This is a genomic window from Halopseudomonas sabulinigri (genome assembly GCF_900105255.1).
Lineage (GTDB): Bacteria > Pseudomonadota > Gammaproteobacteria > Pseudomonadales > Pseudomonadaceae > Halopseudomonas > Halopseudomonas sabulinigri.
Map to the genome: position 1 here is coordinate 1,459,838 of NZ_LT629763.1, position 25,091 is coordinate 1,484,928.

A 25,091-nucleotide genomic window follows, 5' to 3' on the forward strand; every position below is an offset into this window, starting at 1 on the left:
TCTATGACGAAAGAAAGTGGGCGTTTCTGCGACCGCAACTAAAAGTAAAAACAGCCGCTAGAAAGCAACAACAGCCTAGCAGACGACCATGCAGGAAAACGTACCGCCTAGACAGAAACTGCAGGCAGTATGCCACGCTACCAGCTGAATACCACCCTGACCCGGCTCCCCGCAGCGTCTACCTCAACCTCCTGCGCCAACGCGGCGACCAACGCCAGGCCTCGCCCTGCATAATCAGCTGCAGCGCAGGCGGGATCAAAGCCGTTGCCACTGTCTTCACACTCGATCTGCAACAGACCACCCTCGGCCGTCGGCAGATGATTCAGGGTCAGACGTATCCATCCCTCGCTCAGCGCTCGCAGACGCTCCCCACGTTCTTGGTAGTAGAGTGCAAAGCCATCGGAGTCCTGCTTCCAGGCAGAGTCCAGGTGCAGCAGCCCGTGCTCCAGCGCATTGCTGTACAACTCGCTAAGCACGGTAAACAGCGCACCGGCCTGCGGACGCAGACCGGGAATCTCAAGCAGCCGGGCGAGCAGGAACGGCAACGGATTCTGCTCACGAATCGAGCCGGCGCGGTAGGTGTACCCCAGCCGCCAGTCCTGCGCCGGCGCTGGCGGTACCGGAGCGCGTAGTACCGCTGTCTGCTCGGCGGCGGTCGGCATAACAACCTGCAACAGACTGACGTCGTCCTCCGGGCTGCCGTGAAACCGCTCCAAAGCCTCGAGCAAGCCATCGAACACCTTGGCCGGGTGCCCCACGTAGGTATCCAGCACCTCGTGCACACCGGCCTCACCAAAGAGTTCACCTGCCTGGTTGCGGCTTTCGATCACCCCGTCGGTCCAGCACAGCAGCCGTTCACCGGGGCGCATCACCAGCACCACGGGCTCGGCATTGAAACGCTCACGACTGGCGACGCCCAATGGCAAGTGCGTGGACGCCACGCGCTGCATCAACTCGCCCGAACTTCCCAGGATCATGACTTCCGGTAGGCCGCCGTTCCATATCTCCACCAACCCCTTGCCGGAATTGACCTCAATCAGCACAGCACAACAGAAGATGCCGACCGGCAGAATGGTGGCCAGCTTGTCATTCAACTCGAGCAGAATGTCGCGCAGCGTAAAGCCCTTGGCGGTCATGGCGTAGAACACTTCCGCCAGCGGCATGGCGCCAATGGCGGCCGACAGACCATGGCCGGTAAAGTCGCCCAACAGCAGATGCATTTCACCGGAGGGCCTATTCGCCGCCAACAGGATATCGCCGTTGAACATGGCGTAAGCCGACTGCAGATAGCGCAGACTGCTGTGGCTGAGGGCCCCGGAATGCGCCACGCGATCAAAGATGATCTTCGCCAGTTCCTGATCCTGCACCAGGCTGGCGTGCTGCGCAGCAATCACGTCGCGCTGCGCCTGCAGCGTCTGGTGCATTTCGCGCATACGGCGAAAGGCGCGAATCTTGGCGTCGAGGATTACCGGGTTGTAGGGTTTTGTCAGAAAGTCGTCACCGCCGGCCTCTAGGCACTGCACCAGGGCGTCAGTTTCGGTCAGGCTGGTGAGAAAGATGATCGGCACCAGGTCTTCGCCGGCCTGCTGCTTGATCAGCCGCGCCGCCTCAAAGCCGTCCATCACGGGCATCAAGGCGTCCAGCAGCACAATATCGGGCTGCACCGCGGTGAACTGCTCTACCGCTAGCCGACCGTTCTCAGCCAGGTACACCTGGTGCCCAAGACGCTCGACCAGACGGCCCAGAATCATCCGATCAGCGGGGTTGTCGTCGGCCACCAGCACACTGAGGCGGGCAACCGCAGGCGGCACCTCTGGGCCATCCGCCGCTGACAAACGCTGATTGGCCATCCGGCGTTACTTGATGCTGAACAGCTGTTCGAAGTTGGAAATACTCAGTACTTTGCGCACATCGGGATTGCAGTGCACGATGCTGACCTGCGCGCTGTCGCCGCCCGCGTGGTCACGCAACAGGAGCAACATGCCGAGTGCAGAACTGTCGATGTAGTCGGTTTCATGCAAATCAACCACATAGCGTTGCGGAGTCAGGCCACTGCGTTCGTAGGCGTTGCGAAAGTCCTGATGCGCACCGAAGTCGAAGCGACCTTTGACGCTGATGGTGAGTACTTGGCTGTCCGCCGATAAAGTTGCCTGAATCGACATGATTTCTCCCTGGCAAGTTTTGGGTGTTCCACTTCTTTTAGCACAGGGATGGGGGACTGTCAGGCATTATTTCCGCGTTGCGCGTGGGCCCTCTGAGACAACTCGTCGAGCAGTTTCTGCTCTTGCCGGTCTGCTCTGGCCTGCGCCTCTTGGCGGTATTTTTCGATCAGTTTGCGCAGCGCCTCAAGGCGTTGATAGCGCTGGCGCCAGTTCTCACGCGCCTTGTCGATACTCTGGCTATTCCAGCTCACTGTCTGGCGCTGTTGCTCCAGCGCCACTTCCATCTGCGCCATGAAGCGCTGATAGTTCATCAGCCACTCACGGCCAACACCCTGGCCGCCCCGCTGAGTCCAGCCTTTGGCATATTCGCCACAGTAGTACTCCAGATCGCGCAGCCGAGTCTGCGCCTCATCCAGCTGCTTCTGGCATTGTCCCAACACGGTTGCCGCCTTGCGCTCTTCCTCCAGCGCCATGTCCAGCACCGGAATCAGCCGGCGAATGCGGCTTTCACTCATTGCTGATGGTCTGTTCCAGCGCGGCCTGGCTGTCGTTCAGGTTCACACTGACATGCAGCCCCTGTCGCAAAAACGCCTGCATGGACGGCATTTTTTCCATTGCCTTGTCGGTCAGCGGGTCAGAACCCGCTGAGTAGGCACCCACGCTGATCAAATCACGGCTCTGCTGATAACGAGCATAGAGCTGCTTGAAAACCTGCGCCTTTTGCAGCTGCTCAGGCGAAACGATCTGTGGCATCGCACGGCTGATCGAAGCTTCGATATCAATCGCCGGATAGTGCCCTTCCTCCGCCAGACGCCGCGATAGCACCACGTGGCCATCGAGAATCGCCCGCGAGGCGTCGGCGATCGGGTCCTGCTGGTCATCGCCCTCGGAGAGCACGGTGTAGAAGGCCGTGATAGAGCCGCCACCCTGCTCAGCGTTACCGGCACGCTCAACCAGCTGTGGCAGCTTGGCAAATACTGACGGCGGATAACCCTTGGTCGCCGGAGGCTCGCCGATGGCCAGGGCGATCTCTCGCTGAGCCTGGGCAAAGCGCGTCAGCGAGTCCATCAACAGCAGCACGTTCTTCCCCTGATCGCGGAAGTATTCGGCAATACGCGTGCAATACATCGCTGCGCGCAGGCGCATCAGCGGCGCGTCATCCGCCGGTGAGGCAACCACTACGGAGCGCGCCATGCCCTTCTCGCCGAGGATCTGCTCGATGAACTCCTTGACCTCACGGCCCCGTTCGCCCACCAGGCCGACAATGGTAATGTCAGCGTCGGTAAAGCGCGTCATCATGCCCAGCAACATGCTCTTGCCCACGCCACTGCCGGCAAACAAGCCAAGACGTTGCCCCCGCCCTACCGTCAACAAACTGTTGATGGAGCGAATACCCACATCCAGCGGCTCTTCAATCGGGTGGCGCTTGAGCGGGTTGATCACCGGGCCATTCAGATCAACCCAGTCATCGGCCTTGAAACTGCCCTTGCCGTCCAGCGGCCGCCCGATGCCATCAACTACCCGGCCCAGCATCGCCGAGCCCATGGGCAGTTTGCCGCCGCCGCCCGATGGCACTACGCGGGCGCCGGGCTGCAAACCCTCCAACCGGTCGACCGGCATCAGGTAGATCTTGTTGCCAGCAAAGCCCATGACCTCGGCCTCGATACTGCTTTGCCCGCTGGGGGTATCGCTGATCACCTGGCAGCGGCTGCCGACCGGCGCCTTGCAGCCCTCGGCCTCCAGCGTTAACCCGACCATGCGAATCAGCCGACCCTCCACTACCGGGTCGGCCGGCAGCTTGATCGCGCCCTGATAGCGCGAGAGACGGCGTGCAAAGCTGATGCGTTCCAGACTACTCATGATCTGGCTCACCCGGGGCATCGATGGCCTCAGGCGTAATGCTCAGGTCAGCTGCAGGAGGATGCGCACGCTGCTCGCGCTGCTGTTCGTAAAGCTGGGAAATGAGCTGCTGCAGGCGGGTTTCCAGGGTGGCATCCACCTGGCTGTGCTCGGTTTCAACCCGGCAGCCGCCAGGCATCAGGCTGTCGTCTTCAAGCAGGCGCCAGGTTTCTTCATGCCGCTCACGCAGCGCCTTGACGGCGTCAAAGTCAGCAGGATTGAGATAAATGCGAATGTTGCCGGCGCCCACAGGGAGGGCTTTGAGGGCGCCGCGCAAGACCTGAAGCACTTGGGCTTGATCGGCCCGCATCTCACGCTGCAATATCTCGCGCAGCATGCCTTCGAGCAGCGTCAGCAGCATATCTTCAATCTGCTCGTCCTGCCCTTGCAAAGGCGCCATCAGTTGCCCCATCAGGCTTTCCAGTTCAACCAGCCGGGCATCCAGTACCGTGCGCGCTTCTTGCTGGCCCTTTAGCTGGCCCGCATGAAAACCGTCTTTCTCGCCGGTGGCAAAACCGTCGTTGTAGGCCTCTTGGCGGATCTGCTCCAGCTCTTCAACGGTAAAGGGCTTGACCTCTTCCAGCTCTTCCTCGTCCGGCGGCAGCTCGGGTTCTTCCGGCTCGGGCTCCGGTTGGTCGCGTTCGAGCGCGACCTGATGCGGGGCGCTATCGAAGCTGGGCAGATCCCAAAGGCTGAAGGCTTCTACCTGGCCAGCGCGCAGCAACTCGGATTCAGACTTGTTTGAAGACATGCGCTACTACCCTGCAGCTGGTTGAATGACGGCGTCAGAATACCACCTTGCCACCCGACGGCAGCACCGGCGGGTTAGATCATCTCCTCGCCACCCTTGCCACCGAGCACGATTTCGCCAGCGTCGGCCATGCGTCGGGCAATGGTAAGAATCTCTTTCTGCGCGGCTTCCACCTCGCTGATGCGCACCGGCCCCTTGGCTTCCAGGTCGTCCTGCAGCAGTTCGGAGGCACGCTTGGACATATTGCGGAAAATCTTTTCCTTGATGTCATCGTCGGCGCCCTTGAGCGCGACAATCAACACTTCAGACGACACCTCGCGCAGCAGCGCCTGAATACCGCGATCGTCGACCTCGGACAGGTTGTCGAAAACAAACATGAGATCCTCGATCTTCGAGGACAAATCCTCGTCCATCTCGCGAATGGCCTCGATCAATTGCGATTCGGTGCTGGACTCGAGGAAGTTCATGATGTCGGCAGTACGCTTGATGCCGCCCATATTGGCCCGCGTGGTGTTGGAGTTGCCGGCAAACTGCTTCTCCAGAATCTCGTTCAGCTCCTTCAGCGCTGAAGGCTGAACGGTGTTCAGCGAGGCCACCCGCAGCAACACATCCAAACGCACCTTGTGGTCGAAATAGCCTACCACCTCCGCGGCCATATCCGGGTCGAGGTAGGCCACCACAATCGCCTGGATCTGCGGGTGCTCGTAACGAATGACATCGGCAACGGCGCGCGGCTCCATCCACTTCAGGCTGTCCAGCCCGGAGGTGCTGCCGCCGAGCAGAATGCGATCAACCAGGCTGTTGGCTTTGTCTTCGCCCAGCGCCTGGGTCAGCATGGTCCGAATATAGCCGTCGGCACCCACGCCGAGGCCGGTCTGATCGCCGACCACTTCGATGAAGTCGCCCATGACCTCCTGTACCTGCTCACGATGCACCGTGCGCAGCCCGGCCATGGCACTGCCGACGCGCTGCACTTCCTTTGGCCCCATGTGCTTGAGAATGGCGGCAGCGTCTGACTCACCCAGGCTGAGCAAAAAAATGGCGGCCTTGTCCAGACGGGACAGTTTCGGCGGGCGCTTGCTGGCTTCTTCACTCATCGGCGTTAATCCACTCTTTTACGACTTGCGCCACGCGACCAGGATCTTCGGCTAACAGGCCCTTGATGGCGTTCAACTGCTGTTCATAACCGGCGCCCGGTGGCGGCAACAGCACCGGCGCTGAAGCCGGACCGGACAAGCTTACCTGATCAGGACTCAGCTCATCCTCCAGTCCGCCGCCAGCACCACCCGGCATGGAGGCTGGGTAGCCACCCTCGCCGCTGCCACGATTGGCTACCGTCAAATTTTTCAGTGCCGGGCGCAGTACCGCGAACACCAGAATCAGTACAAAAAGGATACCCAGAATCTGCTTGGCCACATCCCAGAACCAGGGCTGCTCCCAGAACGGAATGTCTGGCAGCGGCTCGGCAGCGGCTTGCGCAACAAAGGCGCTGTTGATCACGCTGACGCTGTCACCCCGACTAGCATCAAAACCGACGGCATCCTGCACCAGGCGGGTCAAGCGCGCAATCTCTGCCTCGCCCAGAGGGGTACGGGTGACCTCACCGGTTTCCGCGTTCACTTCTGACGGGTCGTCCACCACCACCGCAACAGACAGGCGGCGCAGGCGGCCCTGCTGCTGGCGCGTGTGACTGATCTGGCGGTCCAGTTCATAGTTACGGGTCGCCTGCTCACGGGTATCTTTCGGCACCACTGGCGCGGCGGCCTGGCCGGTGGCCGGGTCAATCGCCTGCTCAGGCGCCTGGCCGGCGGCCGGCGGCTGGTTGGACAGCGCACCGGGAATACCCACCGGGCCGGTACTGCCACTGCGCTGCTCACTGACTACCTGCTCGCTACGCAGCGCCGCTTCAGGGCTATACATTTCTGCGGTGGACTCGACCGCGCTGAAGTCCACGTCTGCCGAGACCTCGGCCTTGTAACGGCCTTCACCGAGCACTGGCTGCAGAATGTTGTGCACGCGACGGGTATAGGTGTCTTCTACGCGGCGAGTGTAATCGAACTGACGGCCGGCGACGGTCAGCTCATTCAGCTCGTTCTGATTGGACAACAGATTGCCGTTCTGGTCGACAACGGTCACGTCATCCTTGCCCAGTTCAGGCACACTGGTCGCCACCAGATTGACAATCGCCATCACCTGGGCAGGTTCCAGTCGACGGCCGGCATACATCTCCAGCAGCACCGAGGCGCTGGGCTTGCGCTCATCGCGCACAAATACGGTGGAGCGCGGAATCGCAATATGCACCCGCGCATTCTTGACGTTATACAGGCTGGAGATGGTCCGCGCCATTTCGCCTTCCAGGCCACGGCGGTAGCGGGTGGTTTCCATGAACTGGCTGGTACCCAGGCCCTGCTCACGATCGAGAATTTCAAAACCCAGATTGCCATCGGTCGGCGCGATACCCGCGCTGGCCAGGCGCATGCGCGCATCGGCAAGGTCTTCGGTACGAACCAGCAAGGCGCCGCTATTGGGCTCGACTTTATAATCAATACGGCTCTGCTGCAGCATGTCCACCACTTGGGCGGCGTCATAGCCTTCCATGCTGTTGTACAGCGGGCGATACTCGGCTTCCTGCGACCAGAGCACGACAGCAAAACCAATCGCCACACTGGCAGCCAGCCCCACCAGCAGTCCGAACTGCCTGAGCATCGGCAGCTGCGCCAGATTGTCCAGAAAGGTCAACCCCATCAGCGGCTTGCGATCAGCCTCCAATTGGCTCTGGGTAGCGGGGGTGTTGGCGGATTCCATGGGACTTTCCTCAGGCAGTCAGCAGCAATAGGTACAAGCTAGATGGGCATCTTCATGATGTCTTCATAGGCGCTCACCATCTTGTTACGTACCTGGGTGATGGCCTGAAAGGCAACTGACGACTTCTGTGAGGCAATCATCACTTCGGTCAGGTCGATGCCCTGATCGCCGCGCTCGTAACCGGTCTGCAGATTGCTGGTAGTCTGCTGCAGCTCGTTCACCCGATCAACGGCCTGTTTCAGCATATCGTCGAATGCCGGCGCGTTGACGTTCTTTTCGACTGGTGCCGCAGGCTGCGGTTTGCCCATGGCTTCCATCTGCATGGTGCGCATCTGCAACATCAAACGATTGAATTCAACACCCTGGGTCATACCTGCCTCCACGCCGTAAATTTTTTGACGGCTACTGTCGCTTTACAGGTACTTGAGCAAGATCGATGCCAACCTGAGTTTCAGGTCGAAGTATTGGCTAATGCGAGTGCCCAATGGCGCGCAGGGGATGACGCGCAAAGACACGGGGCAAGATGAACAGGGCATAAAACCTGCCTCTGCCCTGGGGCAAGCAAACCGGGAGTATACGGGCGGCTGACTTGATGGGAACGTGATGGGAACGTGATGAGAGGAGTGCGTGGCACTCCCCTCATTAGGCAACTCGACAAAAATGCTGCTGCCAGACATAACGGAGAAGCTCACACCCCGGCAAACAGGCTGGCCTCCACATCCAAGCCAGCATCACGCATCTGCGCCAGCTTGTAACGCAGCGTGCGTGGACTGATACCCAAACGATCCGCCGCTTCCTTGCGTTTGCCATGCTCGGCGCGCAGCACATCGATAATCAGCTGATACTCGCGTTGCTTGACCCCCGCGCCCAGCCCGCCCGAATTAGCGGGCTGAACCGCCGCAGGCGCTGGGTCGGCTACAACCGCACTGGCTACAGGCCTGACTGCACTGGCGGTCACAGCAGCACCCGGCGCCACCGACAAACACAGGTCATGTGGCAAGATCATGCCGCCTTGCTGCAATACCAGAGCGCGCTGTACTGCGTTGTCCAGCTCACGCACGTTGCCCGGCCAGGCGTGCGCCTGCAGGGCCTGTACCGCTTCGCCAGAGAACCGAATATTGTGCATATTCATCTTGCTGCTGTGCTTGGCCAGCAGCCGCTCGGCAATCGGCAGGATATCGCTCGGACGCTCGCGCAGCGCCTGCCACTGCAACGGGAACACCCCCAAGCGGTAGTACAGATCCTCGCGGAAACGTCCCGCCGCAACCTCAGCAGGCAGGTCGCGGTTGGTTGTGGCGATAACGCGGATATCCAGTTGAATCAACTTGCGCCCCCCCACCCGCTCGACTTCGCGCTCCTGCAAAACCCGCAACAACTTGGCCTGCAGGCTCAGTGGCATCTCGGAAATTTCATCCAGCAACAAGGTACCGCCGTTAGCCTGCTCAAACTTCCCAGCCTGCGCGGCAACTGCGCCAGTGAAAGCGCCTTTTTCATGCCCAAACAGCGTCGCTTCCAGCATATTCTCCGGGATGGCGGCACAATTAATGGCAATAAAGGGCTGCGTGGCACGCGGGGAATTCTGATGAATATAGCGCGCAAGCACCTCTTTACCAGTGCCTGACTCGCCCGACACCAGTACCGTCGAATCACTGGCGGCAACACGACGCGCCAGTTCCAGTAATTGCACACTGGCCGGCTCTACCGCGACCGGACCTTCACCGGGGCTGGCCTGCAGCTTGCCCTGCGCGTGTTGCGCCACCAGGTCGAGCAGCGCCTTGGGCGCGAACGGCTTGACCAGGTAATCAACCGCGCCATCGCGCATCGCCGTCACTGCCTGTTGCACTGTGCCATAGGCCGTCATCAGCAAGACCGGCAGATGGGGGTATTGGCAGCGCAGATTACGCAGCAAGGCGTGACCGTCCATGCCGGGCATGTTGACGTCACTGATGACCATGCTGACGCTTTCCTGACGCAGCAACCCAAGCGCGGTTTCCGCGTCGGCCGCCTGCACATAATCGTAGCCGCCCAACATCAGGGTATCGGCCAACGCCTCGCGTAGCGACTGGTCGTCCTCAACCAGCAGCACCCGTGTAGTGTGAGTATTCATACCGCCTCCCGCTCCTCGCCCGGCATGGCCCGCACCGGCAAGATAACTTCTGCACAGGTGCCCCAACCCGCCTTGCTGCGCAACGCGAACTGGCCGCCGTGGGCCTGCACCACTGATTTGACCACAGCCACACCCAGCCCGGTGCCCTGCGCACGGGTGGTATGGAAGGGCTCGCCAATACGGGCCAGTTGCTCGGGTGACATGCCGCGACCGGTATCCACCACGCTGATACTCAGCTGGTCTTCAATAAGCCGCATGCAGACCTTCAGGCTCGGCTGCGGCGCACCTGCCTGCAGGGCGTTGTCAATCAGGTTGATCACGGCACCGGCCAGGGTGTCGCGGTTGCAGCGCAGCATCACATCAGCAGACAGCAGGTACTCCCAACGGCACTGCCCACCCTTCTCGTCGATCAGGCTGTCGGCATGGCTCTGCAGCCATTCAAAGAAAATGGACGCCGGTAAGCGATCTTCGATCGGCAGGTCGCCCTTGGCGAACTGCAGCATGTCGCGAATCTGGTGTTCAATGCTGTGCAGCCGGCCTTGCAGGCGATCGGCAAAACGTACTCGATGCGCCGGCGCCAGTGCCTCGTTGTTAAGGTGCTCGGCATACAGCAGCGCGGCTGACAGCGGAGTACGAATCTGATGCGCCAGGGAGGCAACCATGCGACCCAGAGCCGACAGGCGCTCGTTACGCGCCAGCTGGCTTTGCAACTCACGGGTTTCAGTCAGGTCGTTAAGCAGAATCAGTTGGCCAGGCTCGCCAACGAGCGAACGCGTCGCCAGCGAAACGCGTCGACCGCTGCGCAGAGACACCTCATGGTAATCATCTTCGCGGGGCGCAAAACGATCCCGAATCAGGTCACGCCACAGCTCACCCTCGAGTGGCTCACCCAGCAATTCACGAGCGGCCGGATTGGCTTCCCGTACCACACCCCGTCCATCCAGCAGCACGACACCGCCGGGCAGCAAGTCCAGCACGTTCTGCAAACGTCCAGCCAGCCGCGCCTTTTCGGCCAGCTCATGCACCCGTTGTGCCTCGGCCTCTGCCAGCTGCCGCTTGAGCATGGACACCTGCTGCTCCAACAGGGCATGCGATTGCTCCAGCTGCGCAGACACATCACTGAAGCGCGCGTACGCCTGGGCCAGCGGCTCAGTCTGAGCAGCATCGGTTGGCGTTGCAGTCGGTGAAATGGGTTTTGCGGATACGGCCATCGGGATTCCCCTGGGTACTGAAACCTGTCGTCAGGGGAGATAAAGCAAGGGCTATGCCATAAGCAATAAAACCTTATTAAACATAGCCTTGTAGGGAAAAATGAAAATACGCGTCAGTCTTCTGACACATCAGTCCCGCGATTGAGACCGTACTTGCGCATCTTCTCAACCAGGGTGGTACGACGGATTTTGAGGCGTTCCGCCGCCCGCGCAACAACCCCGTTGGATTCATCCAGCGCCTGCTGAATCAGGGTTTGTTCCAGGCCAGCAAGGTACTCCTTGAGGTCCAACCCTTCTGGCGGAAGAAAGGCCGGGCTATCCAGGCCAATCAGGCCACTGAAGGCTTCGCCACGCTCATCTTCGTCTTCGCGCAGCTGGCGCAGATCATCCTGATCGTCTTCCACGTAGCGGAACTTGCGCGGCAGCTCGCCCACGCCGATAACGCCATGCGGATGCATGATCGCCATGCGCTCGACCAGATTGGCCAGCTCACGCACATTCCCAGGCCATTCGTGCTGACACAGCGACATGATTGCCGACGTGCTGAAACGAATTGATCCACGCTTCTCCTTTTCCATCCGCGTGATCAGCTCGTTAAGCAGCAGCGGCAGGTCTTCAATGCGCTCGCGCATGGCCGGCATATCAATCGGGAAAACGTTCAGACGGTAGAACAGATCCTCACGGAAACCACCCTGTTCAATCATCTGCTCAAGATTCTTGTGGGTCGCGGCGATCACGCGCACGTCAGCCGCCTGCACTTTGTTACTGCCCACCCGTTCAAAGGTCCGCTCTTGCAACACCCGCAGTAGCTTGACCTGCATTGGCAGCGGCATATCGCCAATCTCGTCGAGAAACAGGGTGCCACCCTGCGCCAACTCAAAGCGCCCGGCACGGCTGGTGATGGCGCCAGTAAAGGCGCCCTTCTCGTGACCGAACAGCTCGCTCTCAAGCAGTTCAGCGGGGATCGCACCACAATTCACCGGCACAAAAGGCGCATCTTTACGGCGGGAGTGATAATGCAGGTTGCGCGCAACCACCTCTTTGCCGGTACCCGACTCGCCTAGAATAAGTACGGTCGCCTCGGTATCAGCTACCTGCTGCATCATCTGGCGCACCGACTGAATCGATCGGCTGGTACCCACTAGACTACGGAACAGGTTAGGTTCGCGTTGACGCTGGCGGTTGGTATTCTCTTCAAAAACTTCGCGGTACACCTGCGCACGATGCAGTGCATCGAGCAGATGGTTGTAACTCAAAGGGGGTTCCAGCACCGCCAGCAGACGCTGCTTGAGGTGATCGGGCCAGCGGCTTGACTGCTCTGGGTCGAGCAGAATCACAGGCAGATTCTCGTCCCACTTATCCAACTGACCCAACAAAGCCGGCAAACCTTGCTCATGCTCGCAACGCCCGAGAATGACGCACTTGACCGCGTCCGGGGATGACACCTGTTCGGACGCTGCCGTCAACCAGTTCTGCGAGTCGCTGATGATCGCCTCTTCTCCCAGGAACCCGAGAATGACAGCCAGATCGTGGCGGTTTTGCGGAGAGTCGTCGATCGACAAAATATGACTGTTGGGCAGCATAGGCAGGGGAGCTTTCCTGTTGGCTCGCTGGGCTGGTCGTGGCGCTATGATGGCGCCGCGCCATACCCTGTTATCTTGGGCTTAAATGTAGTCAGAAATGGCGCCAGAGTCAAATAGTTGGCGCAGCAAAGTTGGCTGCTTTTCGGGAGTCAAAAGCCCCCGCCAGCAAACGCCCTTCAGGAAAACATCTGATAGACCTTGGCACTCTGGCGGCTTTTCTGCAGCCCCTGTAGCTCTTCTGCCAATTTGCCCTGCACTGCCTGACACAGGGCAACCACCTCACGATAGGTACCACTTAGGCTTTCCAGCACCTCGGCGATCTGTTGATCGTCTCGCTGGGGGTCTTGCATTGCCTGCTTCACCTGCAAACGACATAACTTGTCCAGCTCGCCCACTTGCTGCCAGTCACCGGCCTGAACAGCAGCGATCAGGCACTCATGGGTGTTTTGAATCTGCTCAACGGCATTGGCCATCGGAATACTCCTCAAGATTGGCGAATGCCGTCCCAGCCGGCTTTCACTTCACGCAGCAAGTCGATTACTTCATCCAGCAGTGCAACATCGTTCCGCAGGTTCGCCTCGCTGAGGCGCTGCTGCATGAAAGCATATAGCCTCTCGAGGTTGCCTGCCACCTCGCCACCCTGTTGATGGTCCAAAGACTCACGCAGACCACCAATGATCGCCACGGCCTTGCCGATCTGCTCGCCCTTCAGTGCCAGGTTGCCATGCTGCATCGCCCCCTTGGCCTGGGCGATACGTTGCAAGCCACCTTCCATCAACATCTGAATCAAACGATGCGGATCAGCTTCGCTGACCTGCGCATTGACGTTGACGGTCTGGTACTGCTTCATCGCGGCATAAGCATTCATGGGACGTATCCTGAAGATAGGTGGCACATGATGTTTATATCGGCAGCGCGGGGGAAACTTGAGGCAAATAGACTAAAAAGGTGGCGACTTCGTACTGGCTCGCAAAAGCGCGGCGCGACTACGCGGGAACGCGCTGGTTCTAACTGCACAGGCCGCGCTTCATCGCGGCCTGTGGCGGTGGCTGGCACCCAAGATCGCTGCAACTTCACCTTGCCTGGCAACAGCAACAGCAACAGCAACAGCAACAGCAACAGCAATGGGAATGGGAATGGCAAACTACGCTTGATTTGGCTGGTTTCGCCCAACTCTAACCGGTACTGGCCGTGACTAACCCCCGCCAGAACAGCCGGTCAAGCAGGCTCGATAGAATCCCAGGCTTCTTTTATCTCACCCAGCAAGTGCTGAACTTCATCCAGCGAGCGCGGCGTATCATCCAGTGCCACACCCGCCAGTTTGCGCGTCATGTAATCGTACAAGGCGTCCAGGTTTTCCGCGATCTCGCCACCCAAATCCTTGTCCAGCGACGTTTGCAGTGCGCCGATAATGCTGATGGTACTGCTCACGGCTACGCCGCGACGCTCCGGATTCCCGGTCGCCTGCGCGTGTCGAGCCAGCTTGACCCGCTCAATGGCGCCATCCAGCAACAGCTGAACCGCACGATACTGCGACACTTCCTGAGAGATATTGACCTTTTTGTAGGTATCGATCGGGTTAGCCATTTACGAATCCTTTTTGACGACGCCAGGCAGGTTTGCCAGTTGGCCGGTGAGGTAGTCACTGGTGCTAGAGAGGCCTGCAACCAATGTATCCATTGCGTTGAACTGCGCCAATAGCCGCGCCTCCAGCTTTTCCAGGCGCAGATTCAGCGTCTCACGCTGATCGTCGATATCGGAGAGCCGGTTCTGCAGTGACGTGGTACGCCCGTCAAGAATGCCGCCACTTTTGGTGTAGGGGTCAATTTTCGCATCCAACTGACCGATCAAGCCGTTATCGCCGGCGAGAAAATCGCTGACCGCCTCGTAGTTGTTTTCGAGTGCATCATCCAGCTTGCTGCTGTCAATTGCCAAAGTACCATCGCGCTGGGTGGTGATGCCCAGGTCAGCCAGCATACGGATGCTACCGCTGTTGCTCGAGCCCAGTACGCTACGCATAGACGACATCAACGAACGCACAGAAGAGTCGCCAACCAGGGCCCCAGTGAGCGGCTCGCCATCATCGCCCCCTACGGAAGTGACTGCGGTCAGAGAACCAATCGACTTCATCATGGCGTTGTAACCATCGACAAAGGATTGGAGCGAGGTTTTAACGCCCGCCTTGTCTTCGGCCACACGGAGACTGATGCTGGTACCTGCGTCAATGGCGTCCTGCGACTGAGCCGCCTTGAGCGTGATTGTTACGCCATCAATGGCGTCAGAAATAGTATTACTGGTACTGGAAATAGCGAGGCCGTCAATCGCCAAGTTGGCATCACGGGCATAGGAAATGACTCTCGGCTCACGCGGGTTGCCGGGGTCGGCCGGGGTTGCCGCAAAGTCTGTGGTTGCCGGAGGTGTATAGGCCAGGTCGGCCAGGTTCCCGGTATCGGTGCCGTCCGTTGCAACACTGACACTGATGTCGTTTCCTGTACCGGCTTTGGTAGAGCCCAGCACCAGACGAGAGCCGCCAGCACCGCTGGGATCCGTCACAATAGTGGCGCTGATGCCGCTATCCTTACCCGCGGCGTTGATCGCATCGCGAATACCAGAGAGGCTACTGTTGGCGTCGGTAATATCAATATCCAGCGTCGTGTCGCCCGCTGTAATGGTCATGGTTCCCGTGCCAACGGCATCGGTCGCATTATCTTGACCGCGCAGCGCTACCTTACTGGTCTGGGCCAGATTGAACACCTGCACATCATAATTGCCAGTCGCCGCCGTACTGTCAGCGGTTACACTGAAGTTGGTCGCACTGCCAGAGGTAGCAGTGCGCTTCTGATATATCTCGGTGCTATTGAGCTTGTCCAATACCGACTGGAAGGTGGAGAGAGCGCTGCGAAAAGTACCAAGCCCGGTAAATTTGGCCGTTGTCGCGCTTTCCAGACGAGTTAACTGGGCTGCTTTGGGGGCGCCGTCGGCGTTAACCAGAGCGCTGACGATATTACTGATGTCAAGACCAGAGCCAATGCCTGTGATAGCCATATACTGTACCTCGCGACCGTTTTTTGACGGAGCGCCTACCGAAGAGAGTGTCCCGGTCTATCAGGCAAGTAGCGTGCCAGTAAAACCGGCGGGCAGAAAATCAGGCCTCTGCCTCAAACAGCACGCTACGGATTTCCGACAGATTCTCGGCTAACCGAAGCGCTTCTTCCGAGGGGATCTGGCGGATTACATCGCCACTGGTTGCCTCGGTTACATTAATCACCACCCGGCCGCTATCATCATCAAGGTTGAAATTGATGTCTCGGCGAACCGACTGAACAAAATTCTGAATATCAGAAACCGCTGCCTGCAGCTGATCACGCTCAACTTCAGCGCTTTGCTCTACCGCTTCACGTGTTTGAACTGCCACCGGAGCTGGTTCCGATTTCGCCTGTGCAGCTTCCATCTGCCTTACTGCCTGGCCTTTGCCGGCACCCGCTTCCACCGCAACAGCGCTGGACGCAGAGCGGGTTACTTCAAACGGTTTAATAACACCCATATCCATGGTGCTTACCTCGCAACGGACAACGCGGAGGGAAGGTTACCCTTCCCCCCGCATATTACCCCTGATCCAGACTTAGCCCAAGAGGCTAAGTACGGCCTGAGGCAGCTGGTTGGCCTGGGCCAGGATCGCAGTACCTGCCTGTTGCAGGATCTGGTTCTTGGTCAGGTTTGCAGTTTCAGCCGCGTAGTCAGTGTCCTGAATCCGGCCGCGAGCGGCAGAGGCGTTTTCAGCCACGTTCTGCAGGTTGCTGATGGTCGAATCAAAGCGGTTCTGAGCAGCACCCAGAGAAGCACGCTGACTGTCGATCGACTCCAAAGCCGCGTCGATGATATAGACCGCTTTCTGAGCGCCTTCGGCAGTGCTGATGTCGATGTCGCGAACTTCAGCATCGGTTGCAGCAACAGAAGCCAGAGTAACCGCAGTACCGCCAGCCTCTGCCGCAGTTTGTGCTGCAGCTGCTGTAGCGCCGGAAGCGAAGGCGATCGACAGCTCACCATCGTTAGTACCCAGATCAGCATTGGTGACAACGTTGATTGAGCCATCATCAGCGATGAACGCACCCACACCGATGTTCGCATCGTTAATCGCGGTAGCCAGATTTTGAACCTGCTCAGTCACAGTGGCGCCGGAAGCAAAATCAGAGCTAATGGTAAACACACGATCGGTGCCGTCTGCACTACCGGCAGCGATAGTGAAAGACACTGCCATGGAGCCCGAAGCTGCAGCAGTAGCGCCCGCTACGTCCGAAGTCGCAATGCTGCCGCTGCTGATCGAATCGCTACGCAGGGACTTGGTGCTGGTCTCGTCAAGCTTCAAGCTGATTGCTTCGTTAGCAGCACTGCCCACCTGGAAGGTTTCAGTACCGAAACTACCGTCAAACAACTTCTTGCCACCGAAGGCAGTAGTGTTGGAGATACGGTCGAGTTCCTTCTTGAGTTCGGTAACTTCCGAGTTCAGAGCGTCACGCTCGGAATCACCGTTGGAGCCGTTGGCAGCCTGCAGTGACAGATCGCGCATACGCTGCAGAATGGTAGTGGACTCCTGCAGAGCGCCTTCAGCGGTCTGTGCAATGGAGATACCGTTGTTGGCGTTCTTGGTAGCCACGCCCAGACCGTTGATCTGACTGGTCAGACGGTTGGAAATCTGCAGGCCAGCCGCGTCATCTTTTGCGCTGTTGATCTGAGAACCCGAAGACAGGCGCTCCAGAGAAGTGGCCAGCGAGTTGGATGAAGAACCCAGGTTACGCTGGGCGTTCAGAGAAGCTACGTTTGTGTTGACTGTAAGGGCCATGGTATTGCCTCCAAAGGACCTGAAAATGTTTGCCTGAGCTTGCGACTCGTGGGCCGGACCTGCCCAGGCACCCATTGAGTTCGCATTCAGTTACTGTATCGACGCTTTGCCAGAAAGCTTTAGGATGAATTTCACATATTTTTCTTGCTAATTTCATCGCTTCGGCTAAGGCACCGCTGGCAAACACGCCAGCCATGACTCTTTATCGACCAGCTACACTATTCCTTTAGCGCTTTAGTTGCCGTTCATCGCCTTAATCACGGGCTAGGGCAGCCATGCCTCACGCCAACGTTCAAGCCCTTCACCGTCAAGCATCCAGGCAGTTTTCACCGCTTGGTGCAAATCACGCCCCTGTGCGGCAGAGGCTGCAGGCTCTGCCAAGTGCGCACGTACCGCATCCATCCAGTCACGATAACGATTTTTGACCCGCGTTACGGGCAGCGTGCCCGCGTAACAGCGCACATCGGAACAGATGACTGGATAAGAGCAGGCACCGTACTCCAGCAAACGCAGATTACTTTTGCACTCGTTGAACAGATGCTCCTCAACCGGGGCGAGCGCCAAATCCAGATTGAGCGAAGCCAGTTTCCGAGGATATTTTTCAATGCTCACCCCCTCATGAAACTCGTGTACGTAAGGACGAAGCTTTTCCGGACACATGCCCAAAAAAACCCATTCGACTTCATCGGCGAGATCTTTCACCAGATCAAAAATCAGCTCAAGATCCCCGGTATGACTGGCACCCCCTGCCCACCCTACTCTCGGCTTGGTCGATGCATTGCGAACTGAAGGCGGCAGGTTGCCCCACCAACGCGGATCAAGCCGGTTATGTACCACCTGAATGTCGTCATGAAAGCCAGTAAATGCCTCAGCCAGGGCATCTGTGGAGACGACAAAGCGATCAACAAACGACAACCCGCGCTTCAATGATTTGACGATATCTTTGGGCATCGCATTACGGTGTGCATTTTTCATTGGCAAGTTGGGCAGATAGTCATCCAGCTCATAGACTTTAAAAGCACTGGAGAAAGCCTTCATACGACGCATGGCTTCCAGCCGGTCATCACCTATCTGCCGCTGTAGCACCACGACATCCGGCGCATAGCGTTCAAGATCAGTAACATGCATCAAGCCTTGGGATAGAGCTCCGTCCACTAGCCCTGCACTGAGCAGCGCGTTAAATGGTTGAATAACGCGATAGTGACCACAACCGAACAAATCGGCCGGATGGGCCAGCACTACCGGCTGAGGACGCCACACTTCGAGAGGACGCCAGGAAATCTGCGGCGCCGCCAGTTTGAAACCGCCAGGCTTAGCCAGCGAGAAATTGGGATTGTAAGCAGGATCGCGTGCCAGCCGCGCCAGCCAACGTGCGTATAACTTATCCTCCGTATCCACCGTCATACTTGGCTTGGGCGTACTGTGAAGCAGGGTCGCCCTGGGAGTCCAAACAATAATGTAGCCGCTATCGGTGACACGCAGGCACAGGTCCAAGGCTGCTCCTTCGTCGGCAAAGGCACCCGCGTCCAGACCACCAAGGTCAATGTAAAGCGACTTTCTTATCAACAGGCATTTGCCGGAAACAGCGCTAACGTTTCGATCAACCTGGAGTCGCTGCATATAGCCGGGCGCTCCCAGCGGCTCGCCAAGAAAAACTTCGCCTGCGGGGCCCTCAAGACCCAGAACCTGCCCGGCATGGGTAATCTTGCCCTCGGCATTAACGGTGCATAGACCCACAACGCCGACCTCGGGTCGCTGCGCGTGATTCATCAGCTCATCCAACCAGCTGTCGTTGATTACCGCCACATCGGGGCCTAGCAAAAATAAATAGTCACCGCTTGCGTTGAGCGCAGCCTGGTTATTCGCATCGCTTTGGCTTAAACGCTCCGCCGAGCGCAATACCTTGACCAAAGCAGTGTCCATTTGCTCCAGCGCGGCCAGCCAGTCAAGCGTCGCACCCTCGCGGCTAGCGTTATCGATCAGCAAAATCTCGTAGCGCCCGTATGCTGTGTTCTCGAGCACACTCATGACACAACGTTGCGCGGCAGCCAGCTCATCGCTGACCAGTATCACAATGGACACCAGCGGAGTCTCTGCATGACCGTAGTCAATCTGATACTGACCGGGAAGGACGCTTTTTACCGACGCCTGCGGGTAACCTCTGGCCGCCAGATGCGTTTTGATGACTGAGCGCTCTAGCTCGGAATCGCGTAGCACCAACGCCTGACTCAACACCAAGGGCTCTGGAACATGACCCAATCCGGTCAAGCCATGTTGATTTACCAACCGCAGTATCAGGTCGAGCTCCATAGCCTCGCCGGTCTGCGCGTCAAAACCACCAAGGCTCAACAGATTCTCGCGATTAAATAACCAATGCTGGGACATCCCCTGCGGGAAGCTCAACAGATAATCGAGATTGAAGTCGGGGCGCAGCGCCAATCCATAATCGGCGTCATCTTGACGGTATAAGCCATCAGCGTAGATAGCTCGACAATCAGGGTTAGCCTGCAGCTCAAGCGACACCATTTGCAAACCGCTGGAAGCAAACTCATCACCCGCCCTGCACAGCATGACCCAGTCAGCAGAAGCTGAGGCAAGCGTATTGTTTAGCTCATCTATCCAAGTGTGCTTATCAACCTGCCGCCACTGCCCATCATGTCCCACCGGCGGCGCCGCAACACTGAACACCAGCGATGAGACATTGGGCACCTCCAGCTCGAGCTGAAAGGAGTTAAGGCTTTGAGTCACGGCTGAAAGGTCGCCATCAAGGTCAATAATGACGGCCATCAGCTGACCTGCTGATGCCTCTTGCTGCTGGGTATAGTCCCTCACGAGACGCTGCTGAATTGGTGTCAACTTGCGCGCAGCAAGCCACGTTCGCACGGGTCTGGGATCGCCCTTGGCGACAACACCCAGAGAACGCAGCTGGTTTGAGCGTCCTTCGCGGACCCGCTTGCTGCCAAGATCCGAATGGCGGCGGTAGATTTCCTGGTAAAGCTCGGCGTAGTTTTTAGAAGCCTGATCGGATCTGCGTTCTGCACTCTCGTCAGCCGCGCGCATTCTGACTTCAACAGTGGTGCGCGGCAGATGCACGAAATCTGAGCGTGCCGCCAAGCGCAAAAGGAAATCCCAGTCTTCTAGGCCGGACAATGCTTCATCAAAATCACCGACCTCCATAGCAAGCCTTCTTGAGCAGGCAAAAGTGTTGACCGGAATGTAGTTGTCGACAAAAAACTGTTCTTTTGAGTAGGCAACGTGATCGTAGCGATGATCTCTGGCCAACTCGATACGGGCGCCCTGTTCCAGCTTCTCGGTAATGAACACCGCGTCGGAGTACACAATGGCGTCAGGATGGCTTTCAAGGGCGGTAGCAAGCGACTGTAGGTGGTCCGGCAGGAAGATGTCATCATCGTCCAGAAAAGCAAGATAGCGACCTTTCGCCAGCCGCAACGCCGCATTACGAGCGGCAGCCGGACCTTTATTGGCACCCTGACGCAGGTAGGTCAGAGGGAAATCAAAACCATCAAGTAACGATTCGACAGGCTCGCCGTGATCATTGACCAGAATGACCTCAAAGTCGTGCAGCGTTTGTGCAGCGATACTGCGCAATGCATCCAGCAGCATGGCTGGGCGATTGAAGGTTGTGAGGACGATGGAAAACAGAGCCTGCTCATCAAGATCAGCCAACGCCTCAAGATTTTGACACAGCTCATCAACTCGCAATCCTAGAGACGAAGATTGTTCACTTGGATACAACCTGAGGCGCCGGCGCAGATGCGCAGCCACCGCGAGCTCAAAACCCCGCAACTTACTCTCCGCGCCACGCTCGAAAACCCCTTCGACCAAGCGTATATGGTCAGCAAGCGGGGCATTGGAAGAGTAGAACTCGGTCGAGAGCTGCGCGGAGTGGGTTCGATAGGTGACCCCTGGCTCACTTAGAAAAATGAAATCGGGGTGCTTCTCGGCCACCTGCACCATCGAAAGCCAGTCACCCGCGCCATTAAGCCTGGGGTCTCTGCGCCAAACCTGCAGAAAGGGCTCTCGCTGGATCAGCGTAGCAGAAGGCGGAATGTAGCTGTCGTAAATCAACAGATCCGCGACCTCGTTGCGGCCACCAATATAGTCCTGCTTCTTGTATCCCGGATGCCTGGGCACAGTGAGCCCACGTCCCTGCTCATTGACCCAGCGGATCGAGGTATAACCAACAACTACATGCGGATTTTCCAGCATGCGTGGCATCAGGCTAGAAAGGTAGCCAGGATTGTAATAATCGTCTGCCATCAGGAGCGACAAGTAACGCCCCTGCGCAATCTGGATTCCGTTAAGTACGTTGTAGCTGGGACCTACATTGCGTGCATTCCTGAAATAACGCACACGAGGCTCTTTCGCAAACGAGCGCAGAACCTTAGGAGTGTTGTCGGTAGAGGCGTTATCGAGAACCAGGACCTCGATATCTGCATAGCACTGATCCAATACCGACGAGATGGTTTGGTTCAGAAACCGACCATAGTTGTAGGCAGGAATGATGACACTGAGCAGCGGCCGGGTGTCGCGAACTGCAGCGGCATCACCCGCGATGGCAGCCGTTAGCGCGGTAACCCAGCAATCACTTGAGTAGGGATAGCTGGTCTTGTTGTTCAAGAACGCGTGCAGCGCCTCAGCAGCTGCCTGGACGCGGGTGTTGCAGTAATCCTGCAGTGTTGGCTGACCATTAAATTCATGCGCATCAATGTAGCTACCCTGCGGGATCCACTCGGGAACCGGCCAGGTGCCAAGGTGCACCGGAACGCGACCAGCTGCCAGGCAGTCGCACCATTGCTGCGGGAGCAAGCCCGGCAGTTCAGGCACCTCATCGCAGAGTAACCATTCCTGCAGGGCGGCTGGCGATGCGGGCAGGCTGAGCGGCTGGTTCAGCGAAACCAGTTGGCCATCGGTAAATGGCTCGCCGAGAGGCAGAAAGATACGTGAGAACGACGCTTCATGCTCGGGGGCCAAGCGTGCCTGACTACCCCGCAGCAATAGGTACTGCCGAAGCTGCGAGTCTAGGCCGTTCAGAGGTTGTCCGGGTTCATCGTTCAGCACCAGCAACAACGCGTCATGATCAATATTGTCGCTGTGCAATATCGGCTCGAAGATCAACCCATTGGCGTCGGCGTAAGCTTTGAGCTGGTGCCAAGGCAGTTGGCGCATGAGGTCACGCCAGAATACGTCACTGAGAACGAAGGGCCGACCCGGGTCATCACGTGTAATGCCTGCGATCCCGACTCGCCATGGCTTGCCTAAGCACCGGCCTCCAGCCATCAAATCACGCTCGATCATGCCCACCCTCCTTCTCTAAACCCCTGGAAAGGCATCCCTGCAAGTGACGTCGCCACGAGCCGAATGCCTTCAACCAAATACGCATCCACACCATTCAAGAAAGCATTCCATATCGGCGGGATGCTCACGAGAGCGCATGAAACGTCAGCAAGTCATGGAACAGGCAGCCGTGCTCGACTCCCGCCTCCCTTAAATGCGACTCCGCATATTCACGCCCGGCGTAGGTCGAGATGAAAACGTATACGCCTTCACGCCGTAGCCTTTCCAGCGCGTCCGAGCGCACTACCGGCACAGCGCAGAAACGCTCCGCCTGCAGATATTCATCAACAACCGCAACCAACTCGCTGCCTGGCCTCAACTGTGCAAGGGCGCGACTCAGACGCACACCATGGGTATTGGCACCCCAAAAAGCAAAGCGCAATGGAGCTCTACCCGGAGGTATCAGCTGCTCCAATGCTTGCGTCATCATGTGGTTGTAATGGCTCGGCTCACGGCTTTCGTAGAATGCACTGATCTCGGCCCACGGCGCCCAGCGCTCACGCGCTCGCGCGACCTGTTTGGCAGCCGCGCCAAGTATCATCCGCTTGGTTTCCTCAAGATCGGGAACGCTGGGATTCCAGTCAATCTGACCAAAGGTTTCACGCGTGTGAATCTTCACATATCGATCCAGCCAGGCGAATCGGTCGCTGATATTGTGAGCCACAACGACGGTCGGAACCCCCATCGCGATACAAGGCGCAGCGCAATGCAGACGACTGGTCACGACCAGAGCGCCCTCGTCGGCATAGCGCCTGCAAAGCTCACGCGCCAGGGCGTCCAGACGATCAGCCTCCTGCTGATCCGAGGGAATGCGTTCGTATGGATATACGTGTGTCAGATGCTCCGCGTTGTCGAGAAGCTCCCGCGGTATATGTTCCAGTACCTCCTCAGGTACATCCACAAGAAACACCTTACCCTTTGCCGGGGCGCGCTCGCGGCGAGGAAAAGCGATAGTCAGGCAGCCGGAAAGGAAGGCCGCCACGCCGCGCGAGCGGAACATCTGCATGACCCGTTCGTCTCGAGTCCCTATGGGCTCATGGCGACGAAAATGATCCAGGTCTGCGGGGTCATCTACATCACTAGAGAGACCAAAACTGAAGTACACCGGAATGATGTAAGGCGATAAAGGCAGCGGGCTCTGCGCGTTACCCAGGGTAAAGTAACCACACATTGGCATGAGGATGTAGCCGTGTCGCCCGTCATACTCCTGGAACTCGTAGCGATTCAGCCGCACAACCTGGTCGGGCTCAATACCCATGAAAGCGTATAGATGCTCGACGGCGTGGGTCTGGATGTCGTCGCCAAGGTTGCTTCGGCTGCCGGCCGTGAGGTGGCCAAATGTCATTACATTGGTGATAAGACCATATTTCATGGCCATTGGCGCGGCCATTGTGTGAGCCTTCATCAGACGAGTGCTTCCCATTCAGAAATAACCTTGGCGTGCTTTTGCGGGTGCATGAACACGTAGTTGGTTTGCACCGTCTCTTCGGTTACCACGGGACAGGCTTCCAGTCTGCCATCCTCGCGAAAGACCCATGCCTGGTATCCGTAATTGCCGAGCAAGGCAAAGACATCATTGGGGTGATAACCGAACGCCTTTGACCACTTGCGCAACAGCTCCATCAAGATGATCGGTGTGCTGTGCAAGGTCTTCTGAGCACCTTCGACCACCATCAGCTCAGCGCCCTCCACATCAATCTTCAGCAAGCTCGGGACTATATCGTGGGCGGCGCAAAAGACATCAATGGTGGTGGTTTGACACGCTACGTTTTGAATTGACGTTCTGCCCCTATCTTGGCCAGTCAACTTCAGTGAGGTGGCGCCGGACACGTCAGGAGCGAAGAGAAAATCCAGTTCGTCTACCTTATTGAAAACCCCCATGCAAACTGCCTGGATGTTCTCCAGATGATTGAGCCGGATGTTTTTCTCCATGATCTCAACAGTCGATGGAATAGGTTCGAAAGCGAAAATCCTTGAGGAAGGACAATTTCGTCCCAGAACCAAAGAATACCAACCCAGGTTTGCACCAATATCGAGGAATACATCACCATCGGCGAAGACGGACTTGAGAAACTGGGTTTCAACAGCCTCGTAGCTTCCGAAATCCAGCAGCGTGTAGGGTGTCGCGTGTAGATCCACATTATCAAGCAACATTGCAATCCCATGGGATGCCGAGCTCACCGCAACGCCTTGAGTAGTAATCCGGATTTCAGCCACATCCGTGCCAGCCAGGAATTGTGGGTAATCGAATAACCCCGCATGCTCATCGTTGATGTGACCAGCGTATTGGAACTTGTCGATTTCACCTTTTTTAAACTTCTCCCTGACAAGGACAAGGCGGTTCTGCTGGGTGGTTTCCATATTGGATTTTCCGT

Annotated in this window: 20 protein-coding genes; all 20 read right to left on the reverse strand. The window is 57.9% G+C overall.

Features of this window, described 5'->3' with window-relative positions; all coding sequences use genetic code 11:
- Positions 1-137: 137 nt before the first annotated feature.
- The 20 genes from BLU26_RS06545 to BLU26_RS06640 all read right to left on the reverse strand — a co-directional run bounded on the left by BLU26_RS06545 (position 138) and on the right by BLU26_RS06640 (position 25,077).
- Positions 138-1,850 (reverse strand): ATP-binding SpoIIE family protein phosphatase, encoded by a 1,713-nt coding sequence (locus tag BLU26_RS06545; RefSeq protein WP_092284988.1) that lies wholly within the window; start codon positions 1,848-1,850, stop codon positions 138-140.
- Between the two features lie 6 nt (positions 1,851-1,856).
- On the reverse strand, positions 1,857-2,162 hold the full coding sequence (locus BLU26_RS06550; RefSeq protein ID WP_092284990.1) for an STAS domain-containing protein: 306 nt from the start codon (positions 2,160-2,162) through the stop codon (positions 1,857-1,859).
- Positions 2,163-2,221: 59 nt separating this feature from the next.
- Entirely contained in the window at positions 2,222-2,677 is a 456-nt protein-coding gene (gene fliJ, locus BLU26_RS06555; RefSeq protein ID WP_092284992.1) for a flagellar export protein FliJ, read from the reverse strand.
- Positions 2,670-4,022 carry a flagellar protein export ATPase FliI gene (fliI, locus tag BLU26_RS06560; protein ID WP_092288389.1) on the reverse strand — a complete coding sequence of 451 codons (1,353 nt, stop codon included), beginning with the start codon at positions 4,020-4,022 and terminating at the stop codon, positions 2,670-2,672. Before fliI ends, fliJ begins: the two co-directional genes overlap by 8 nt.
- Positions 4,015-4,812 (reverse strand): flagellar assembly protein FliH, encoded by a 798-nt coding sequence (gene fliH / locus BLU26_RS06565; protein ID WP_092284994.1) that lies wholly within the window; start codon positions 4,810-4,812, stop codon positions 4,015-4,017. Before fliH ends, fliI begins: the two co-directional genes overlap by 8 nt.
- A gap of 74 nt (positions 4,813-4,886) precedes the next feature.
- Positions 4,887-5,909 carry a flagellar motor switch protein FliG gene (fliG, locus tag BLU26_RS06570; RefSeq protein ID WP_092284996.1) on the reverse strand — a complete coding sequence of 341 codons (1,023 nt, stop codon included), beginning with the start codon at positions 5,907-5,909 and terminating at the stop codon, positions 4,887-4,889.
- The gene (gene fliF, locus BLU26_RS06575; RefSeq protein WP_092284998.1) at positions 5,902-7,617 is read right to left on the reverse strand and encodes a flagellar basal-body MS-ring/collar protein FliF; all 1,716 of its coding nucleotides are present in this window, start codon (positions 7,615-7,617) and stop codon (positions 5,902-5,904) included. The genes fliG and fliF overlap by 8 nt, the downstream gene beginning before the upstream one ends.
- A gap of 38 nt (positions 7,618-7,655) precedes the next feature.
- On the reverse strand, positions 7,656-7,988 hold the full coding sequence (gene fliE / locus BLU26_RS06580; protein ID WP_092285000.1) for a flagellar hook-basal body complex protein FliE: 333 nt from the start codon (positions 7,986-7,988) through the stop codon (positions 7,656-7,658).
- A gap of 317 nt (positions 7,989-8,305) precedes the next feature.
- On the reverse strand, positions 8,306-9,724 hold the full coding sequence (locus BLU26_RS06585; RefSeq protein WP_092285002.1) for a sigma-54-dependent transcriptional regulator: 1,419 nt from the start codon (positions 9,722-9,724) through the stop codon (positions 8,306-8,308).
- The gene (locus BLU26_RS06590; protein WP_092285004.1) at positions 9,721-10,935 is read right to left on the reverse strand and encodes a sensor histidine kinase; all 1,215 of its coding nucleotides are present in this window, start codon (positions 10,933-10,935) and stop codon (positions 9,721-9,723) included. Before BLU26_RS06590 ends, BLU26_RS06585 begins: the two co-directional genes overlap by 4 nt.
- A gap of 113 nt (positions 10,936-11,048) precedes the next feature.
- On the reverse strand, positions 11,049-12,518 hold the full coding sequence (locus BLU26_RS06595) for a sigma-54 dependent transcriptional regulator (protein WP_092285006.1): 1,470 nt from the start codon (positions 12,516-12,518) through the stop codon (positions 11,049-11,051).
- Between the two features lie 176 nt (positions 12,519-12,694).
- On the reverse strand, positions 12,695-12,991 hold the full coding sequence (locus BLU26_RS06600) for a flagellar protein FliT (RefSeq protein WP_092285008.1): 297 nt from the start codon (positions 12,989-12,991) through the stop codon (positions 12,695-12,697).
- Between the two features lie 11 nt (positions 12,992-13,002).
- On the reverse strand, positions 13,003-13,386 hold the full coding sequence (gene fliS, locus BLU26_RS06605; RefSeq protein WP_092285010.1) for a flagellar export chaperone FliS: 384 nt from the start codon (positions 13,384-13,386) through the stop codon (positions 13,003-13,005).
- Positions 13,387-13,736: 350 nt separating this feature from the next.
- Positions 13,737-14,105 carry a flagellar export chaperone FliS gene (fliS, locus tag BLU26_RS06610; RefSeq protein ID WP_092285012.1) on the reverse strand — a complete coding sequence of 123 codons (369 nt, stop codon included), beginning with the start codon at positions 14,103-14,105 and terminating at the stop codon, positions 13,737-13,739.
- Complete coding sequence (fliD, locus tag BLU26_RS06615) at positions 14,106-15,563, reverse strand: flagellar filament capping protein FliD (RefSeq protein WP_092285014.1); 1,458 nt, start codon at positions 15,561-15,563, stop codon at positions 14,106-14,108. It abuts the gene before it with no gap.
- A gap of 100 nt (positions 15,564-15,663) precedes the next feature.
- Positions 15,664-16,068, reverse strand: a complete 405-nt coding sequence (locus tag BLU26_RS06620) for a flagellar protein FlaG (protein WP_092285016.1) — start codon at positions 16,066-16,068, stop codon at positions 15,664-15,666.
- 72 nt (positions 16,069-16,140) lie between these two features.
- Positions 16,141-17,358: a flagellin gene (locus tag BLU26_RS06625; protein WP_092288390.1), complete on the reverse strand. Its 1,218-nt coding sequence runs from the start codon at positions 17,356-17,358 to the stop codon at positions 16,141-16,143.
- Positions 17,359-17,622: 264 nt separating this feature from the next.
- Entirely contained in the window at positions 17,623-22,677 is a 5,055-nt protein-coding gene (locus BLU26_RS06630) for a glycosyltransferase (protein ID WP_092285018.1), read from the reverse strand.
- A gap of 124 nt (positions 22,678-22,801) precedes the next feature.
- Positions 22,802-24,121: a polysaccharide pyruvyl transferase family protein gene (locus tag BLU26_RS06635; protein ID WP_157719317.1), complete on the reverse strand. Its 1,320-nt coding sequence runs from the start codon at positions 24,119-24,121 to the stop codon at positions 22,802-22,804.
- Positions 24,121-25,077 carry an FkbM family methyltransferase gene (locus tag BLU26_RS06640; RefSeq protein WP_092285022.1) on the reverse strand — a complete coding sequence of 319 codons (957 nt, stop codon included), beginning with the start codon at positions 25,075-25,077 and terminating at the stop codon, positions 24,121-24,123. The genes BLU26_RS06635 and BLU26_RS06640 overlap by 1 nt, the downstream gene beginning before the upstream one ends.
- Positions 25,078-25,091 lie beyond the last annotated feature (14 nt).

What these genes read in the sequence shown, in the direction of transcription:
- fliF (WP_092284998.1), bottom strand. Translation starts at nt 7,617, where the DNA reads ATGGAATCCGCCAACACCCCCGCTACCCAGAGCCAATTGGAGGCTGAT.
- fliS (WP_092285010.1), bottom strand. Translation starts at nt 13,386, where the DNA reads ATGAATGCTTATGCCGCGATGAAGCAGTACCAGACCGTCAACGTCAAT.
- BLU26_RS06550 (WP_092284990.1), bottom strand. Translation starts at nt 2,162, where the DNA reads ATGTCGATTCAGGCAACTTTATCGGCGGACAGCCAAGTACTCACCATC.
- fliD (WP_092285014.1), bottom strand. Translation starts at nt 15,563, where the DNA reads ATGGCTATCACAGGCATTGGCTCTGGTCTTGACATCAGTAATATCGTC.
- fliH (WP_092284994.1), bottom strand. Translation starts at nt 4,812, where the DNA reads ATGTCTTCAAACAAGTCTGAATCCGAGTTGCTGCGCGCTGGCCAGGTA.
- fliE (WP_092285000.1), bottom strand. Translation starts at nt 7,988, where the DNA reads ATGACCCAGGGTGTTGAATTCAATCGTTTGATGTTGCAGATGCGCACC.
- fliJ (WP_092284992.1), bottom strand. Translation starts at nt 2,677, where the DNA reads ATGAGTGAAAGCCGCATTCGCCGGCTGATTCCGGTGCTGGACATGGCG.
- BLU26_RS06635 (WP_157719317.1), bottom strand. Translation starts at nt 24,121, where the DNA reads ATGAAGGCTCACACAATGGCCGCGCCAATGGCCATGAAATATGGTCTT.
- BLU26_RS06545 (WP_092284988.1), bottom strand. Translation starts at nt 1,850, where the DNA reads ATGGCCAATCAGCGTTTGTCAGCGGCGGATGGCCCAGAGGTGCCGCCT.
- BLU26_RS06600 (WP_092285008.1), bottom strand. Translation starts at nt 12,991, where the DNA reads ATGGCCAATGCCGTTGAGCAGATTCAAAACACCCATGAGTGCCTGATC.
- BLU26_RS06640 (WP_092285022.1), bottom strand. Translation starts at nt 25,077, where the DNA reads ATGGAAACCACCCAGCAGAACCGCCTTGTCCTTGTCAGGGAGAAGTTT.
- fliG (WP_092284996.1), bottom strand. Translation starts at nt 5,909, where the DNA reads ATGAGTGAAGAAGCCAGCAAGCGCCCGCCGAAACTGTCCCGTCTGGAC.
- fliI (WP_092288389.1), bottom strand. Translation starts at nt 4,022, where the DNA reads ATGAGTAGTCTGGAACGCATCAGCTTTGCACGCCGTCTCTCGCGCTAT.
- BLU26_RS06595 (WP_092285006.1), bottom strand. Translation starts at nt 12,518, where the DNA reads ATGCTGCCCAACAGTCATATTTTGTCGATCGACGACTCTCCGCAAAAC.
- BLU26_RS06630 (WP_092285018.1), bottom strand. Translation starts at nt 22,677, where the DNA reads ATGATCGAGCGTGATTTGATGGCTGGAGGCCGGTGCTTAGGCAAGCCA.
- BLU26_RS06585 (WP_092285002.1), bottom strand. Translation starts at nt 9,724, where the DNA reads ATGAATACTCACACTACACGGGTGCTGCTGGTTGAGGACGACCAGTCG.
- BLU26_RS06620 (WP_092285016.1), bottom strand. Translation starts at nt 16,068, where the DNA reads ATGGATATGGGTGTTATTAAACCGTTTGAAGTAACCCGCTCTGCGTCC.
- BLU26_RS06590 (WP_092285004.1), bottom strand. Translation starts at nt 10,935, where the DNA reads ATGGCCGTATCCGCAAAACCCATTTCACCGACTGCAACGCCAACCGAT.
- BLU26_RS06625 (WP_092288390.1), bottom strand. Translation starts at nt 17,358, where the DNA reads ATGGCCCTTACAGTCAACACAAACGTAGCTTCTCTGAACGCCCAGCGT.
- fliS (WP_092285012.1), bottom strand. Translation starts at nt 14,105, where the DNA reads ATGGCTAACCCGATCGATACCTACAAAAAGGTCAATATCTCTCAGGAA.